Genomic DNA, 16,585 nt, shown 5'->3' with positions numbered 1-16,585 from the left:
CTGAAGCGCCCGTGCGGCGCTAGCCACCGGCCCGTCCTTTGGCGTAGTCCGCCACTTCCGCCGCCAGCACCACCAGGTGATACAGGGTGCTGGCGGGCGCCTTGTCCAGCACCACCTCATCATCGGCACCGCGCTGATCGACATAGGCACCGGGCGTGGTTGCGGTCAGGTAGTAAGTGAAAAGATCATCAATCGCCTGAACCGCCCGGGCTTCCGCTTCCGGGTCACCGGCGCGGGCGCGCACCAGGCTGCCTTTGATCAGCTCGGTCAGCCCCCAGCAGCGCTTGCTGTTTTTGAGTGGTGTGCCATCCGGCAGCACCTCATCCAGAACCAGACCGGACGCCACCCGGCCGATGGCCAGCCCCTGGCGATACAGCGCCTCGGTATAGACCTCGACCGGGTGCCCACTCAGGCGGTGGTACCAGTCCAACAGCCACACCCACTCGAACATGTGCCCCGGCTCCACCGGTGCCTGCTCGGGCGTATGTTTCAGGCGCCAGTCCTCTTCAAAGAACTCGAACAGCACCCCCCGCTCCGGGTCAAAAAAGCGGGTCTGGAACAGAGCGAACAGCTCACCGGCCCGAGCCAGCCATTTACCGTCGCCGCTGGCCTCATAGAGCGCCATCATGGCCTCGAACAGGTGCATATGGGGGTTCTGGCGGCGCTGGGCATAGTCGTAGTCGCCTTCCGTCCAGCCACCGTGCACCGAGGCGAAGTGCCGGTCCAGGTGGGCCGTCAGGGCTTCGGCGCCGTCCAGATAGGCCCGGTCGCCAAACGCCCGATAACACCAGGCATAGGCGAGCAGGAAAAACGCGTGATCGTACAGATCCTGCTTCTGATCAATAACCTGAAAGTCCGGATTCATCAGGTGGGTAAAGCCGCCCCCGGCGTGGGGATGGGCCGTCCGCTCGGCCACAAAGCGCATCAGTTGGCGGGCCATGGCCTCACCGTCGCACCAGCCGCGTACGGTGGAAAACGCAAAGGCGAACGCCTGGCGGGCCTGGACCCGCACCCGGATATTGGAGGGAAGATCAATCGAGCCATCGGCGTTCAACGCCTCCCAGTGGCCTCCATGCTCGGGGCTCAGGCCAACCCGCTGCCACAGCGGCAGTGATTCGCGGGCAATCCAGCGTTCGAGACGCTCGGCCGCGTCCTTGATCGTTTGAGTCATATCCGGTGTGTTCCAGTCATTCACAGTGTCAGAAACAGAGAGTGTCAAAAGCAGAGAGAGGCCCTCTGGTCGCGGACAGTTTACCCATCAACGCCGGGCAGAGCATCCCTGAAATCCGGCCCCTGAAATCCGAGCCCTAAAATAAAGCACCCCGGCTGAAAGCAGCCGGGGTGAAAGGGTACAACAGCTTGGGTAAAAAGCTCACCGCGCGCAAGCGCCGGTCCTGGCGATGCCCACAGCAGCGCTGACCAGTGTAATATGTAAACGGTTTACCGCAGGATAACCGGTTTAATACACCAATCAGGCTCGTATTGTGCGCATTTTTGTAACCGGTTTCAAGATGTTTTGTGAAGCTTCTTCCAGTGAAGATCAAAATCGGGACGCCAGAAAGAAAAAAGCCGGGCTACTGACGCAGCCCGGCGAAACATGGAGAGAACAAAAGATACAACCAAAACAACGTCTACCAAGACACAGCTCTGCTTGGCGGCCGCAAGGGGTGCCTGCAGCCTGGGCGGGAGCCCTGAAAGGGGACGGACCCACGCCATACCAAGGACATCGCTTATGGTAATAATGAGTATAAGACCCGATTTGCGATATTGTCAAGGTGACAATAAAGATTTTTTCAGTGCAGTGTCTGATCGCCCAGCAGCGCCTGAATATCGTCCGCATTGAAGGAGTAGTGCTGATTGCAGAACTGGCAATCGATACTGATTTTGCCCCCCTGCTCGATCAGCAACTGGTCCACCTCTTCACGGCCCAGGGAGAGCAGCGCATTGGCGCTGCGCTCGCGGGAACAACTGCAGCGAAAGCGCAGCTCGCTGGGGTCGAACAGGCGCAGTTGGTATTCGTTGAACAGCCGATAAAGGACATCAGCATGGGGCAGCCCCAGCAGTTCCTCGTCCTTGACCGTCGAGGCCAGGGTTCCCAGGGTTTCCCAGTGGTCCCGGTTTTCGTCCGGGTCCGCGTGCTTCTGGGTCGGCAACGCCTGGAGCATCAGCCCGGTACAGGCCTGTTCGCCGGTGGCGAACCACAGCCGGGTTTTGAGCTGTTCGGACTGGAAAAAGTAATGTTCAAGGCACTCGGCCAGGTTGTCGCTGTCCATGGGCACCACCCCCTGATAACGCTCACCGCGCTCCGGCTCGATGGTGATGGCCATGATGCCCTTGCCCAGCAGTTCGCCCACACCGCGCCCCTGAGGGCGGTCAGCGCTGTCTTTCAGCCGGATGATGCCGCGCAGGTTTTTGTGATGGTCGCACTCGGCCATCACCATACTGACCGCCCCGTCGCCCTGGGCCTGCAGGCTGATCATGCCATTGAACTTCAGGGTGCTGCTCAGCAGCGCCACCGCCGCCAGAAACTCTCCGAGCAGCTCGCGCACGCCCTCCGGGTAGGGGTTATTGTTCATCACTTCCCGGTAGCTCGCGCCGAGGGTGACAATTTCTCCTCGAACGTCGCATTCGTCGAACAGGAAACGGTGCAGCAAGTCGTTATCGAACATGGGGTTTTGTGGTCCAATTCAGTGGTGATGAGAGGGTGGATAAGGCACCCGGAGGCGCCGGCAGGCGCGCTATGGATCCAGTTCCTGACGCCGGAAGCGGTGAATCTGGCGGCGCTCCTTCTTGTTGGGCCGGTGGTCGCTGATGATCTGACCGGCGAGCCCACCGGCCTTGCGTTGGGCCGCCCGCTCTTCGCGCAGGGCGATGCTCTCGGCGGTCTCCTCGTACAGCAACTGGGCTTCGGGCGCGCCCCGCCGCTGGTCCGACAGCGCTTTGATCACCACGGTTTTGTCATCAAAGCCCTGACGGATTTTCAGGGTCAGCCCCAGCGTCACATCCTTGCTGGGTTTCACCCGCTGCCCGTCGCACTGGACCTTGCCGCCCTCGACGGCCTGCTTGGCGATGCTGCGGGTTTTGTAAAACCGGGCGGCCCATAGCCACTTGTCGATTCGGACTTTCTCCAGAGGTTCACTCATGCGCTTTTCGGTCGTTCCGGGGGCGTAATTTCATCAAAATGGTGAATGGCCGGGTAATCCTCCACCAGGCGTTCATTCTGGCTGTCCGGCTGATGAATACACAGCAGGTGGCGGATACCGTAGTCCCGGGCCGAGGCCAGTACTCGCGGGGTGTCGTCCACAAACAGGGTCCGCTCCGGGTCAAAGGGCTCTCGCTCCTTCAGCCGATCCCAGAAGGCCTGGGACTCTTTGGGCTCATTCAGCTCGTGGGATGAGATGATACCATCCAGCCAGCGGTCGATGGCGGTCTCTTCCAGTTTCAGGGACAGGCTCAGCGGATGTGCGTTGGTCACCAGCACCCGGCGCTTGCCGTGCTCCTGTAGGCGAGTCAGGAAGGTTTCCACGTGGGGACGAATCTGGATCTTGTGGCGCACCTCCTCTTTCAGGCCCCGGATATCCAGGGACAGGGAACGGGACCAGTGCTCCAGGCAGTACCACTCCAGGGTGCCCTGGCGCGCCTCAATGCGCTCCATCAGGAATTCGGTCGCCGCCGCCTGATCCAGCCCGTGGATTTCCGCGTAGCGCTTGGGGAGGTGATTCAGCCAAAAATAGTTGTCGAAATGGAGGTCCAACAGGGTACCATCCATATCGAGCAACACGGTGTCGATCTCTTGCCAGTTGATCATGCCGGGAACAGCCTATTACAACGGAGTTTGACGTCCAGTATGCCCAGAAAACCCGAGATATTAAAGCGCCACACCGTCGCCCGCAGCCGCCTCTTCCGCGCCGATGAGCTGCTGCTACGCTTCAGCAATGGCGAGGAACGCGTGTACGAAAAGCTCTGTGCGGGCGGCCCCGGAGCGGTGCTGATGGTGCCCATTCTGGACGACGGCCGGGTCGTGATGATCCGGGAGTACGCCGCCGGCATCGATGACTATCACCTGGCGCTGCCCAAGGGCGCCGTGGACCGGGGCGAGGAGATTCTGGATGCCGCCAACCGGGAGCTGAAAGAGGAAACCGGCTATGGCGCCCGAGATCTGCGTTTTCTCAAGCGGATGCACCTTTCGCCCGCCTATATGGAGCACGGCATCAACGTGATTCTCGCCCGGGGTCTGTACCCGGAATCACTTGAGGGAGACGAGCCGGAGCCGATTGAAGTGGTTCCGGTGGCGTTCGACGACCTGCTGGAGCTGGTCATCCAGGATGAAGTGTGCGAAGGCCGCTCGATCGCCGCGTTGTTTTACGCCAAAGCCTGGCTCGAAAAACACGGCTGAATGGCCCCGATTTTGCGCTTATAACCTGCACAGTCGAGCCATGCGCCAAACGGCCATTTTGGTAACAAAACAGTCTATTGGAACACAGAACAGCGCGGGGAAATTGGACTATTCTATAACACTAAAGGACACGCAAGGAGATTGACCATGACCCGACCCAACCACGCCTTCAGCGCCTCGCTCAAGGGGACCGAGCAACTCCGTGAAAAACTCATCGGAGAGATCACCCGCTTTGAGCGCCAACTCGATGCCCTCAAAGCCAGCGATGAACCCGTCGATTTCAGCATGATGCAAACCTACAAAGAGTTGATCCACTCCCGCCGGGACATGCTGGCTCAGTTACCCGCATCGTTTTAAGGACGAGAGCGTCTGCAACCCGCTGAATTTTCGCTATACTGGCACCCTGACAATCCCATAACACACAAGGATTCAATGGATGCTGGTTACCAATCTCGAGATCGTACCGGGCCGTAAAGTCAAAGATCATCTGGGCCTGGTTCAGGGCAGCACCGTGCGCGCCAAGCACGTCGGTCGTGACATCGCTGCCTCGTTCAAGAACGTCTTTGGTGGCGAACTCAAAGGTTACACGGAACTCCTCAACGACTCCCGCCAGGAAGCCATTGAGCGGATGAAAGCCCAGGCAGAATCCATTGGCGCCAACGCCGTACTCAATGTGCGTTTCTCCACCAGTTCCGTCGCCCAGGGCGCCGCCGAATTGTTTGTCTACGGCAGCGCCGTGGTGCTTGAGGACTGAACGCATGAACACACTCATGTCGCTGCAGTTGCTCGGGCCGCTGATATTCGGCCTTGTGCTTCTGGCAACCGGTTTTGTCTCCGGTCGCATTCTCGAGCGTCGCCACTACCAGCGTATTATCGAAGCCGAAACACGCCCCGGCCAGGTCATGGTCTTTTCCGAACGCCTACCACCCCCGGAACTGACCCCACCGCAAACCCAACTGGTCATGGGCTCCGTCGTGGTATCGGTGGACTACTTCAAACGTTTTATCGCCGCCCTGCGGTTGCTGGTGGGTGGTCGCCTGAACAGCTACGAATCCCTGATCGACCGGGCACGTCGTGAAGCACTGCTGCGACTGCGAGAGGAAGCCGCCGCACTGGGCGCCGACCGGGTATTCAATATCAAATTTGAAACCGCCGCCATCGCCGGCCGAGGCCGGGAAAACAGCGTCGGCTCACTGGAAGTACTCGCCTACGGCACGGCACTGATTCCGCCACGCTGATGGGTTATCAGAACCGACAGCCTCCAGAGGGCATCAACTACGAACCCCAGGGTTGGCAGCGGGATTTCATACTCCTGGTGCTGGGCTTTGCCGCCGGCCTGGCACTACTGACCTGGCTGGTCATTCTGGTGTTGGGCTGGAGCGCCCGCTGGATCCCCTTCTCCTGGGAGCAGTCGCTCAGCGACTCCCTGAATGAACAGCTCGAACCGACCGAACGCACCGAATACCTGCAAACACTGGCGGACGAACTGGCTCGGGCCGGCGGCCTCAACCCGAAGCTGAATGTTGTGGTTCATCACCAGGAGCAGGAAACCGTCAACGCGTTTGCCACGCTCGGTGGTCACATTATTGTGCTGGACGGATTGCTTGACGAAGTAGACAGCGAACAGGGCCTCGCCTTTGTGCTCGCGCACGAAATTGCCCACATCCACCATCGACACCCGCTGCAGAATGCCGCGCGGCAAGCCGGGCTCGGATTGATCAGCGCGCTGATTTTCGGGCGGGGTGACCTGAACTGGCTCGCCGGCTCCGGTGGCCAACTCGCGATGCTGGACTACTCCCGAAAGATGGAGCGCGAAGCCGATGCCTGGGCCCTGGAAGCGCTGCACAACCACTATGGCCACGTGGCCGGTGCAGACTCACTGTTCCGCTGGCTGGCCGAACAACAGCAAGCCGGCACCCTACCCGAGTGGCTGTCCACCCACCCGGATACCGAGGCACGACTGGAGCGCCTTGAGCAACTATCCGAGGCCCGTGGTTACCGGACCGACGGCACGCTAACAACCATTCCCAGCGTCTCGCCGTAACCGATCATCATACGTCTTCGCGACAAAATGCCGTCTGTTTTGCATACGTATTCATCTTGCCCGAAATCCCCTTTCGCGTTTTGATGAAAGTGCAGCAGACACTAAAACATAACCGCTGTCGATTCATTCCCAACACCCTGCCCGTACCTTGCGTACAGGCGCCGGAGTGTTACCCGCATACGGAAGGCCTGACACGCTTCAGTGTCCGACAATAACGATCGAACACATCGCCGCACGGCACCCGGCTCACATTGCCATACCGGTTTGTGTAGCTCTCACCGTGGCCCGTCGAGACTCGTGTTCGAATAATACGCACAAGCTAAAAGGCACCACCTTATGATCAAAACAACGAACCGTCACTGGCTCACCAGAGCCCTCTCCCGCGTCACCTTAGGTGTATTTGGAGCATTGCTCAGTCTGGGGGCAAGCGCCCAACAGGCATTACCCGACATCCCCGAAAGTCAGGTCAACAACACCATTTATCAGGCTTTCTACTGGGACGCTTACCCCGGCCTGTGGAACGATCTGGCCGACATGGCCGAACCACTGGCCGATGCCGGCATCACCTCCATGTGGTTACCGCCGGCGACCAAAGGCAACTCCGGCACCTACAGCGTCGGCTATGATCCCTACGATTTCTGGGACCTCGGGGAGTTCGACCAGAAAGGCGCCGTAGCCACCCGCTACGGTACCCGTCAGGAGTTGGCAACCGCCATCGGGGCGCTGGACACGCTCGGCATCGATGCCTATTTCGATGTGGTGTTCAACCACCGCATGGGGGCCGACGCTCAAGAAAACATCGACGGTTGGGGCACCGCCTGGACCTTCTTCGATCCGGCCGGCCGCGATGCGCACTACACGCAGCAAAACTGGGGCAGCCTGTGGCACGATTTCGAGTGGGACTGGACCGCCTTCAACGGCATCGACAACAGTCTGTTCCCCGGCAAGTCCTGGGGCAACACCTATCACTTCCCCTACCTGATGGGAAATGACGTCGACGTCAAACGCCTCGAAGTCAAAGACGAGCTAAAAGCCTGGGGGGAGTGGATCATCGACGACATCGGCTTCGCCGGCTTTCGGATGGACGCCATCGCCCATGTGGACAGTGATTTCACCCGCGAATGGGTAAATCACGTTCAGGCGGTGACCAATGACGACATCTTTTTTGTCGGCGAAGCCTGGGTTGGGGACATTGCCGGCTACCTCGAACACGTTGATACGCCACACATGCGAGCCTTCGACTTTGGTTTGCGTGAAGACTTCGTCAACCTGAGCAGTGGCAACAAAGATATGCGCTGGTGGGGCGGATTGGTGAACAGCTATGCCGGAGACCGCGCCGTCACTTTTGTGGACAACCACGACACCAGCCGTGAAGGTAACCCCTACGGCACGCCGCAGGTGATCAATTACAAAAATCAGGCCTACGCCTACATCATGCTGCGCGAGCAGGGCGTCCCCACCGTATTCGCCCGCGACTACGACGAGTTCGGTATGGCGCCGACCCTGGATAAACTGATCGAAGCACGGCGTTACTTTGCCTACGGCCCGGGCCACGAATACGCTGGCAATACCGAAGCCGTCTACGCCTATGTACGCGAGGGTATCAGCGAAGCACCGGGCACCGGCCTGATAATGCTGATTTCCGGGCGGGACTGGGGCACCCAGCAGAGCTTCACTATCAATTCGCATCAACCGAACACCGTCTTCTACGACTATACCGGCAATGTCAGCGGCACGGTGACCACCGACTCAGCCGGCTACGGCGACTTCCCGGTCAATGTGACCGAAGGTTCGGGCTGGTCCGTGTGGGTGCCGCAGGACGAGGCCACCAGCACCGACACCATCACCCTGCGCATGACCAAGGATGTCGGCTACGGCAACTCGCTGTACTTCACTGGCAGCACCAGCAGTCTGAGTAACTGGGGTGGCGGAATCGAAGGCACCTGGACCACGGGCAACGTCTGGGAAGTTACCATTGAAGACCCGGGCACCTTCCAATGGAAAGTCCGCAAGGGCCCGAGTGATTCGAGCGGCAACGAGTGGGAAAGCGGCAGCAACCACGATGAAACCAACCTGCACCCTAGCTTCAACGGCGGTTTTTAGCGCCGTCCCTCTACTTACCCTCAAGTAAGCAACCCTGACAACTATTCCGGACTCGCCGGAGGGTTGTCAGGCCAGAACCCTCTTGCAAATAATAATAACTATCATTAACATTGATGTTTTCAGTGTCACCAGAAGGGTTCCTCACATGAAGACCAATCAACCAGGCCGCTCTTTCCTTAATCGGAAGGGACTCTCCATCGCCATTGCCTGTGTGGCTGCCAGCCCGCTGAGCTACGCGCAGGACGCGAGCAAAGAGCCAGTCAATGAAATCCTGATCACCAGCCGCTACACCGTGACCGAACAACTGGATACTGCCACGGGGCTGGGTCTGACCCTCTACGAGACCCCTCAGTCGGTCAGCGTAGTGACCGCTGAGCGTATTTCCGATCAGGACCTGGACTCCCTGACCGACGTGGTCAATAACGCCGCCGGGGTATCCGCCCGGGCTCAGGACAGTACCCGGCACACCTACTCCGCCCGGGGCTTTGCGATCAACAACTACCAGGTGGATGGCATTCCGATCTACTGGGAGCCGGGCGGTAATGCCGGTGAAACCCAGTCCAACACAGCCCTGTACGAACGAGTCGAAATCGTGCGCGGTTCCACCGGCCTGCTCACTGGTGCAGGTAACCCCTCCGCTTCCATCAACCTGGTGCGCAAGCACGCCGACAGCAAAGAGCTCGCGGGCTCTGTGGACCTGTCGGCCGGGCGCTGGAATACCGTCGGAGCCACAGCGGATGTCGCCACACCGCTCAATCAGAGTGGTTCAGTACGCGGGCGCCTGGTGGCTCACGCCGAACAAGGCGACTCATTCCGAGACCTGGGCGAGGAGAGCACCTCGGTACTGTACGGTGTGATTGATGCCGACCTGACTGACAACACCCTGTTGCGAGTCGGCGCGAGCCGACAAGAAAATGATCCCAAGGGTTCCACCTGGGGCGGTCTTCCGGTCTGGTACGCCGACGGTAGTCGAACCGACTGGGCGCGCAGTAAAACCATCGGTGCCGACTGGACCTCCTGGTCGTCCACCGTCGAACATTCCTACATGGATTTGATTCACGACTTCGGCGATTGGACTGCCAAGTTCAGTGTGAACCATAACGCCAACGCCTCCGACCAGATGCTGCTGTACCTTTCCGGTACGCCCGACCAGGACACCGGAGAGGGCATGGGCGCCTCTCCCCGCAATGCCGCCACCGACCGGGAGCAGACCAGCGTCAGCCTACAGCTGACCGGCCAGTACGATCTGTTCGGACGTACGCACGATCTGACTCTGGGTGTGGTTGATCACGAAGATGACAGCGTCGCGTCATCCCGCGCCCGCGAAAACATTGCCCCCGTTGGCAACTTCAATGAGTGGGATGGAAGTTACCCGCAACCGACCTGGGGCGCCAGCAATACCGAGGTCGATCAGACCACCGAGCAGTTCGGGGTCTACGGTGCCACCCGGCTGGCGGTGTCCGACCGGTTCAAGGTCATTCTGGGCGGTCGCCTGGCCGACTGGAATCAGCAGGGTCTGTACTATGGCACACCCCGGAATTTCGGGGATGACGACGTGTTTATCCCCTACGCCGGTGCCCTGTACGAGCTCAATGACCAGCACACTGTGTACACCAGTTACACCGAAATCTTCCAGCCTCAGAACCTTCAGGACCGCAACGGCGACTTTCTGGACCCGATCCGCGGCCAAAGCACCGAGCTGGGTTTGAAGAGCCTGTACTTCGGCGGCGCCCTTCAGACCACGGTCGCCGTGTTTGACATCGCGCAGGACGACCTGGGACAGCCGGATGGCGATTTCATCGTGCCGGGCACTCAAAACAGTCAAGCGTACTTCCCCGCGGAAGGTGCCAACAGCCAAGGCTTTGAGCTGGAAGCGGTGGGCCAGTTGATGCCGGGCTGGGACCTGAGCTTCAGCTACACCAACTTTGACGTAGAGGACGCTGACGGCACACCGGTCAATACCAGCAACCCCAGTGAGCTGTTCAAGCTGTACACCAGTTATCAGTTCCCCGGCCAACTCGACCGCCTGACGGTATCCGGCGGCATCAATTGGCAGGGCCGCAACTACACCGACGCGGTCAACCCGGTGACCGGAGACAGCGAGCGCCTGGAGCAGGAGGCCTACAGTCTGGTGAGTTTCATGGCCCGGTACGAACTCTCTGACCAGTTGTCGGCGCAGCTGAATGTGCAGAACGCGCTGGACGAAACCTATTACAGCCAGATCGGTTTCTACAGCCAGCTTGAATACGGCGAGCCGCGCAATGTGACCGCCTCACTCAACTACCGGTTCTGACCATGGGACTGCACGGGTGGCGCTTGGCCGCTTTGATCGGTGCCGCGCTGGTGGGCGGCTATCTGCTGTCCACCGCCGCCGGCATTTTTCTGGGCGGCGCGCTGCCCGTCTCCCGCAGCGAATCGACGTTGATTGGCCACTTGTTGAGCTTTGTCATTTACACGGGCGCCGTACTCTGGGTGTTTTACTTGCGTAAGCCGGGCCCGGCCTGGTTGAGCCTGTCACTGACGAGCATGGTGTTGGCCGTGCTCGGCCTGTTCCTGAGGGGATAACATCGTGGGCCACTCCACTTCCTCCGCTACCGCATCCGTGGGTGGCTTTCGTCAGCCCATGGCTTGGCTGCACACCTGGGCGGGTCTCACCCTCGGTTGGGTTCTGTACCTCATGTTCGTGACCGGCACGGCCGGTTACTTCGATACCGAAATCGACCGCTGGATGCAGCCCGAGCTGCCGCCGGCGCAGATTACCCGGGACACCCGCGGAGCATCCGAGGTGTTATTGACGCGACTTCAAGCGGACGCTCCCGGTGCCGACCAATGGTTGTTGTCTCTGCCCGCCGATCGTAATCAACCCTACGCCAGCATCTTCTGGCGCGGCGCCGATATCAGCGCCGGTGCGCCATCCGCCAGCGGGAACCAGACAATAGATCTGAGCACCGGTGCGCCACTGCAGGCTCGCGATACCGGCGGTGGGCAAACGCTGTACATGATGCATTGGCGTTTGCATTATATGACCCGCACCTACTCCGATTGGATCATCACTTTTGCCACGCTGTTCATGTTTGTCGGACTGATCACCGGCGTCATCATCCACAAAAAAATCTTCAAGGACTTTTTCACCTTCCGCCGGGGGAAAGGTCAACGTTCCTGGCTAGACGCTCACAATGCCTTGAGTGTTTTCACCCTGCCCTTTCAGTTGATGATCACCTACTCCGGGTTGCTGTTCATGGGGTTTTCTTTTCTGCCCCTGATTGTCGGAGCCCACTATGGCACGGAAGGCCAGGACCGGCGTGCCTTTTTTGACGAGGTGTTCAGCCCGCCAGGACTGGTGGAAGCGGCCAATCAGCCGGCGCCGCTGATACCCTTGGCAACCGTGATTGATGAAGCCGAACAGCGCTGGGGCGAAGGTCGCGTGCGCAGCATCGACATTCGCCACCCGGGGGATCAGAACGCACGGATTGTGGTGTCCGAGACGATTGATCGCACGGTGGCATCCGGCGCGGGACGCCTGGTGTTCGACGGCGTCAGCGGCGAGCTCCTGCACAACGCTCCGTCGGCGTCCTCACCCGCCAAAGGTATACGCGATACGTTTATCGGTCTGCACGAAGGGTTGTTTGCTGCACCACTGGTACGCTGGTTGTATTTTTTATCCGGACTGATGGGTACCGGCATGGTGGCCACCGGGTTGATCCTCTGGGCGGTCAAGCGTCGTCAACGGGCCGAGCGAAATCGTGATCAGATGCCCCGAGGCTTAGTACTGGTCGAGAAGCTCAACGCGGGCACTATCGCCGGCCTGCTCACTGGCGTTGCCGCCTATTTCTGGGCGAATCGGTTACTGCCGGTCGAATGGGCGGGCCGCGCAAATTGGGAAGCGCACATTCTGTTTCTAACGTGGCTCGCCATGCTGACCCACGCCTTTGTCCGTCCCAGAGAGCGGGTCTGGCCGGAACAGCTGGCTCTGAGCGCACTGGCCTATGTGGCACTGCCGATACTCAACGCGCTCACCACTGAGCGGCATCTGGGCCAAAGCCTGGAACACGGTGACTGGGTGATGGCCGGTTTCGATCTCACGGTGCTGGCGATCGGGGTATTACTCGCCTATGCAGCATGGAAAACTCGCCCATCACCTGGCCGGCAAAGCGCATCCGCCTCGCCAAGCCTTCAAACAGTGGTTCAAGACTCGCTATGACATTTAACACTCTGGCTCTTGCCGCCCAGTGCTTGCTGGCGCTATCGTCTTTTGCCTGTCTGTGTCTGGCCACGCCTCGCCACCTGGGTCAGCGCCCCGGCACCGATAACTCACCTCGCTGGCGCCGCGGGCTACGAATAGTCGGCTTGGCACTGCTAGCCTTTACGGCGACCATTGGGATTCATATTGAAGGCTGGAGCCTCGGCCTGGTCAATCTCTTCGGTGCGTTGACGCTCGCCGTCTTTGTCGTGCTCGGAGTCGCCAGCTATTACCCTAAAGGATTGGAGCCGATGGCCCTGACCGGAGCCACCGGTGCAATCGCGCTAGCGTCAGCGAACTGGCTGGGCGTGCTCTGAGTCGCTCGGAGTGGTATAGAGATACTCAATCCTCTCACACTTCATACTGACTGCCGCGTTTTAACAACCAATAAGTCACATCCAAGGCCAGAGTCGTGGCCGCACATCCGGAGCTCCTGATGAAGCTCATGCTTCCGGGCCTCGCCCTGCTTGGACTCGATGCTTTTCTCACTCGCCGCCATTCTAGCGCCCCTTAAAGTGCCATTTACGCCGCGTTAGTCTGACAGCGTTCCAGTATGGATGACTACTTCATTCCGGTTCATTGACAGTATCGCTGACAATACGACCATCCACCAGATTAATCGTGCGATCACAGGTGGCGGACAGCCGGGGGTCGTGGGTGACCAGCAGGACCGCGCAGCCGCGGTCGCGATGGACCTTACGGAACAGTTCAAACACTTCGGCGGCGGTCTGGGTGTCGAGGTTGCCGGTTGGCTCATCGGCCAATAGCAACGCCGGCTCGGTGATCAACGCCCGGGCGATGGCGATCCGCTGTTGCTGGCCGCCGGAGAGTTGGTTGGGCTTGGTATTGGCGTATTTCTCCAGCCCCACGGCGGCCAGAAGCTCCCGCGCCTTGTCCCGAGCCTGTTGGTCGGGTTTGCCGTGGGTCAGCATCAGGGGCATCAGGACATTGTCGATGGCCGTAAACGCATTGATCAGGTGATGGAACTGAAACACAAACCCGATGCTGGAACCGCGCAGGGCCGTCCGGCCGGAGTCGTCCATTCCGCTGGTGGCCTGCCCGAGCAGAAACAGCTCACCACGGGTGGGGCGGTCCAGCAAACCAATCACATTCAGCAAGGTACTTTTGCCCGACCCCGAGGGACCAATCAGCGCGGCAAAATCGTTGCGGCCAATGGTCAGATCCAGGCCGTGCAACACTTCCACTTCATTGGGCTGACCGACATTGTAGGACTTCCTGAGCCCGTCGAGCCGAAGCACTTCCTCGGGCGTATCAGACATAGCGAATGGCCTCCACCGGGTCGAGACGGGCCGCGCGGCGTGACGGCACGGCGGCGGCCAGCACGCCGGTCAGGGTGGCCAGCAGCAGCGTGGCCGCCACCAGACTAGGCGGTACCGGAATATAAAACAGCCCCGGGCCAAAGGTGTTGAATACCCACACCAACCCGTAGCTCACCGCAATGCCCATCACCGAGCCCAGCAAGCCCAATACCGCCCCCTGAATCAGAAACACCCGCAGAACCTGAGCCCGTGTCGCACCGGTCGCGCGCAGAATACCGATCTCCCGAGTGCGCTGTACCACACTCACCGACAGCACACTGGCAATACCAAAGGCCACGGAAATGGCCACAAACACAATGATCATATTGGTGGACAGGCTCTGGGCGGTCAGGGCGTTCATCAGCTGGGCATTGGTTTCAATCCAACTCTGGGCGTCCAGGTCGATCAACCGTTGAACCCGATCGGCAACCTGATCCGCAGTGAAAATATCCGGCACGGTCAGGTCAATCACTGTTACCCCGCCCGGCAAGTCCAGTAGCGATTGTGCCTGCTTCAAATCCATATACACGTAGCGTTCATCCAACTCCCGCACGCCCAGCTCAAAAATACCGGAAATGTTCACCACCGCGCCGTTCTGCTCGCCAGACTCCAGACGCAGCTTTTGCCCCTGGCCCACACCGAGGTCCTCGGCCAGGCGCGCCCCGATCAGCACGTCGTCCGCGCCCACGCGCAACTCGCCCGCCACCATGTAGTCGTCCAGGGGAATGATCCGCTGATAGCGTTCCGCATCAATGCCGACCAGTGCCACCGACTCCAGCGCCTCGCCCCGACGCACAAAGGCGGGGCCAGACACCACCGGAGACACCGCACTCAGGCCGGGCAGTTGGTCGAGGGTTGCGGTAATTTCCTGCCAATTATTGATCGAGCGCAGGCGCTGCGGGCGCTTGTCTTCCAGCACCAACTGCAACGTTCCCGGCGAGACCGGATGCACCCGATTGACTTCCTCCGGCGCCAGCAGCCGGATATGGGCCTGGGTGCCCAGAGTGCGCTCGATGGTGTTGCTCTGCAGGCCCTGAATCAGCGCGGTGATAAATACGATCACCGCCACACCCACGGCCACGCCGATGGCAATCATCAGCGATTGCGTGCGCCCCTCGCGCAAAAAGCCGATGGCGAGGGTCCACTCTGTCCATAAACGTTTCGGCCGAACCATCAGTCAAAGTTCATCGGTGATTCATTTCGGGAGGCGGCATTGTCGCGGTCGCTCGACACCGGCGCTTGCCGTTCAACAAAGCGCACGCGTTTGCCCTCGGTCAGTTCCGTCGCCATATCCGCCACCACCCGGTCGCCTTCGCTCAGTCCATTCTCCACTTCGGACATGGCCAATCCGCGCAGGCCCAGGGTCACCGCCTGGCGCTGCACCCGGCCATCGCGCACCAGAAACAGTTCGGCTTCTCGGCCCCGTACCGACCTCAGGGCATCGTTGGGGACGGCCAGGGCACTGTCTCGTCGCCCGGTTTCGATGGTGACCGACACGGTCATATCCTGGCGGACAAACGCCGGCACCGGATCGACGGCAAGGCGCACTTCCACCGTGCCGCTTTGCGGGTCGATACTCGGCGCAATAAATTTGACGCGCGCGGGAAAGGGTTGATTCGGATAGGCGTCGGCAATAGCGGTGGCCTTCTGCTCAAGGGCCAGGCGGGACAGGTTACGCTCGTCCAGCGGCACACGGATTTCCATACCTCCTTCCAGCGCGATGGTAAACAGCACGCGGCCAGGCTGCACCAGATCGCCGGGATCGACATTGCGGGTCAAGACCGTGCCGGCGACCTCGGAGCGCACCTCGGTTTTGGCAAGCTGGGCGCGCAGCGCGGCCAGGCGTTGTTCCAGTCGGCGCTCCTCCACATTACCCGGCGCCAGAGCGGAGACCGTCAAGCGCGCCGAGTCCACGGCGGCCTGGGCCAGTCGTTCGGCCTCTTGCGCCTGCTCCAATGCCTCGGCTGACAGCTGCGAGCGCTCTGCCAGGGCTTGCCGTCGCACGGTTTCCCGCCGCGCCTGGGCCAGCTCCCACTCCGCCCGCTCCAGGTCAATGGCCGCCTGTGGGCGCCGGGTGGTCACCAGCTCCTCCAGGGCCGCCTCGGCCTGACGCACCTCGGCGGCAATATCTTCCGCGCTCAGCACCAGCAGCAGATCCCCCGGCGCAACGGTATCCCCTTCCTGTACCCGGCGCTCCTTCACCACGGCGGTAATTTCGCTGCCCACCTGGGCGCGGGAGGCGGTCATCACCCGACCGGTGCCGACCACCGTCTGTACCAGCGGTACCGGCTCAATGACATAGCCTTCAACCTCCGGCCCCTGCCAGCTTTGCCAGCCAAAATAAAGGACGATCAAGGCCACAATGGCCAGAGGAACCACAACTTGGGTTGAAACGCGACGCACTCTGACTCTCCCAGTGAATGCTCTCTATGAAAACGTAGAATCTCACATCAGCAACGCTATGACTACGCAAGCCAGCGCGC

At 60.3% G+C, this 16,585-nt stretch carries 17 protein-coding genes; 10 read left to right on the top strand and 7 right to left on the bottom strand.

Annotation, left to right across the window (positions count from 1 at the left end; translation table 11 throughout):
- Positions 1–19: 19 nt before the first annotated feature.
- From N645_RS0113645 to yrfG, 4 genes are all read right to left on the bottom strand, one after another.
- Positions 20–1,171, bottom strand: a complete 1,152-nt coding sequence (locus N645_RS0113645; protein WP_024462071.1) for an AGE family epimerase/isomerase — start codon at positions 1,169–1,171, stop codon at positions 20–22.
- A 622-nt stretch (positions 1,172–1,793) separates the two neighbouring features.
- Positions 1,794–2,669 carry an Hsp33 family molecular chaperone HslO gene (gene hslO, locus N645_RS0113640; RefSeq protein WP_024462070.1) on the bottom strand — a complete coding sequence of 292 codons (876 nt, stop codon included), beginning with the start codon at positions 2,667–2,669 and terminating at the stop codon, positions 1,794–1,796.
- Positions 2,670–2,738: 69 nt separating this feature from the next.
- Positions 2,739–3,131: a ribosome-associated heat shock protein Hsp15 gene (gene hslR, locus N645_RS0113635; protein ID WP_024462069.1), complete on the bottom strand. Its 393-nt coding sequence runs from the start codon at positions 3,129–3,131 to the stop codon at positions 2,739–2,741.
- Positions 3,132–3,139: 8 nt separating this feature from the next.
- Positions 3,140–3,808: a GMP/IMP nucleotidase gene (gene yrfG, locus N645_RS0113630; RefSeq protein ID WP_024462068.1), complete on the bottom strand. Its 669-nt coding sequence runs from the start codon at positions 3,806–3,808 to the stop codon at positions 3,140–3,142.
- A 39-nt stretch (positions 3,809–3,847) separates the two neighbouring features.
- Here yrfG and nudE point away from each other — a divergent pair, with 39 nt between their 5' ends.
- The 10 genes from nudE (at position 3,848) to N645_RS17575 (ending at position 13,100) form a co-directional block, all read left to right on the top strand.
- Positions 3,848–4,396 (top strand): ADP compounds hydrolase NudE, encoded by a 549-nt coding sequence (gene nudE, locus N645_RS0113625; protein WP_024462067.1) that lies wholly within the window; start codon positions 3,848–3,850, stop codon positions 4,394–4,396.
- 147 nt (positions 4,397–4,543) lie between these two features.
- A complete protein-coding gene (locus N645_RS0113620; protein ID WP_024462066.1) occupies positions 4,544–4,753 on the top strand; it encodes a hypothetical protein in 210 nt (69 codons plus the stop codon).
- Positions 4,754–4,832: 79 nt separating this feature from the next.
- Positions 4,833–5,150, top strand: coding sequence for a YbjQ family protein (locus N645_RS0113615; RefSeq protein ID WP_024462065.1), 318 nt, complete (start codon positions 4,833–4,835; stop codon positions 5,148–5,150).
- A gap of 4 nt (positions 5,151–5,154) precedes the next feature.
- Positions 5,155–5,634, top strand: coding sequence for a YbjQ family protein (locus tag N645_RS0113610; RefSeq protein ID WP_051174465.1), 480 nt, complete (start codon positions 5,155–5,157; stop codon positions 5,632–5,634).
- The gene (locus tag N645_RS0113605; protein ID WP_024462063.1) at positions 5,634–6,440 is read left to right on the top strand and encodes a M48 family metallopeptidase; all 807 of its coding nucleotides are present in this window, start codon (positions 5,634–5,636) and stop codon (positions 6,438–6,440) included. Before N645_RS0113610 ends, N645_RS0113605 begins: the two co-directional genes overlap by 1 nt.
- A gap of 336 nt (positions 6,441–6,776) precedes the next feature.
- Positions 6,777–8,543, top strand: coding sequence for an alpha-amylase domain-containing protein (locus N645_RS0113600; RefSeq protein WP_024462062.1), 1,767 nt, complete (start codon positions 6,777–6,779; stop codon positions 8,541–8,543).
- A gap of 145 nt (positions 8,544–8,688) precedes the next feature.
- On the top strand, positions 8,689–10,836 hold the full coding sequence (locus N645_RS0113595; RefSeq protein ID WP_024462061.1) for a TonB-dependent siderophore receptor: 2,148 nt from the start codon (positions 8,689–8,691) through the stop codon (positions 10,834–10,836).
- A gap of 2 nt (positions 10,837–10,838) precedes the next feature.
- On the top strand, positions 10,839–11,108 hold the full coding sequence (locus N645_RS0113590) for a hypothetical protein (RefSeq protein ID WP_024462060.1): 270 nt from the start codon (positions 10,839–10,841) through the stop codon (positions 11,106–11,108).
- Between the two features lie 4 nt (positions 11,109–11,112).
- Positions 11,113–12,744 carry a PepSY domain-containing protein gene (locus N645_RS0113585; protein WP_024462059.1) on the top strand — a complete coding sequence of 544 codons (1,632 nt, stop codon included), beginning with the start codon at positions 11,113–11,115 and terminating at the stop codon, positions 12,742–12,744.
- Complete coding sequence (locus N645_RS17575) at positions 12,741–13,100, top strand: DUF3325 domain-containing protein (RefSeq protein ID WP_024462058.1); 360 nt, start codon at positions 12,741–12,743, stop codon at positions 13,098–13,100. The genes N645_RS0113585 and N645_RS17575 overlap by 4 nt, the downstream gene beginning before the upstream one ends.
- Before the next feature lie 249 nt (positions 13,101–13,349).
- Here N645_RS17575 and N645_RS0113570 read toward each other — a convergent pair whose 3' ends face one another.
- From N645_RS0113570 to N645_RS0113560, 3 genes are read right to left on the bottom strand one after another with little or no spacing between them, the layout of a single operon-like run.
- The gene (locus N645_RS0113570; protein ID WP_024462057.1) at positions 13,350–14,063 is read right to left on the bottom strand and encodes an ABC transporter ATP-binding protein; all 714 of its coding nucleotides are present in this window, start codon (positions 14,061–14,063) and stop codon (positions 13,350–13,352) included.
- Positions 14,056–15,276 (bottom strand): ABC transporter permease, encoded by a 1,221-nt coding sequence (locus N645_RS0113565; protein ID WP_024462056.1) that lies wholly within the window; start codon positions 15,274–15,276, stop codon positions 14,056–14,058. Before N645_RS0113565 ends, N645_RS0113570 begins: the two co-directional genes overlap by 8 nt.
- Positions 15,276–16,505: an efflux RND transporter periplasmic adaptor subunit gene (locus tag N645_RS0113560; protein WP_024462055.1), complete on the bottom strand. Its 1,230-nt coding sequence runs from the start codon at positions 16,503–16,505 to the stop codon at positions 15,276–15,278. Before N645_RS0113560 ends, N645_RS0113565 begins: the two co-directional genes overlap by 1 nt.
- Positions 16,506–16,585 lie beyond the last annotated feature (80 nt).

It is taken from the genome of Marinimicrobium sp. LS-A18, from assembly GCF_000463525.1.
Lineage (GTDB): Bacteria > Pseudomonadota > Gammaproteobacteria > Pseudomonadales > Cellvibrionaceae > Marinimicrobium > Marinimicrobium koreense.
This window is presented reverse-complemented; position numbering and strand designations above follow the sequence as displayed.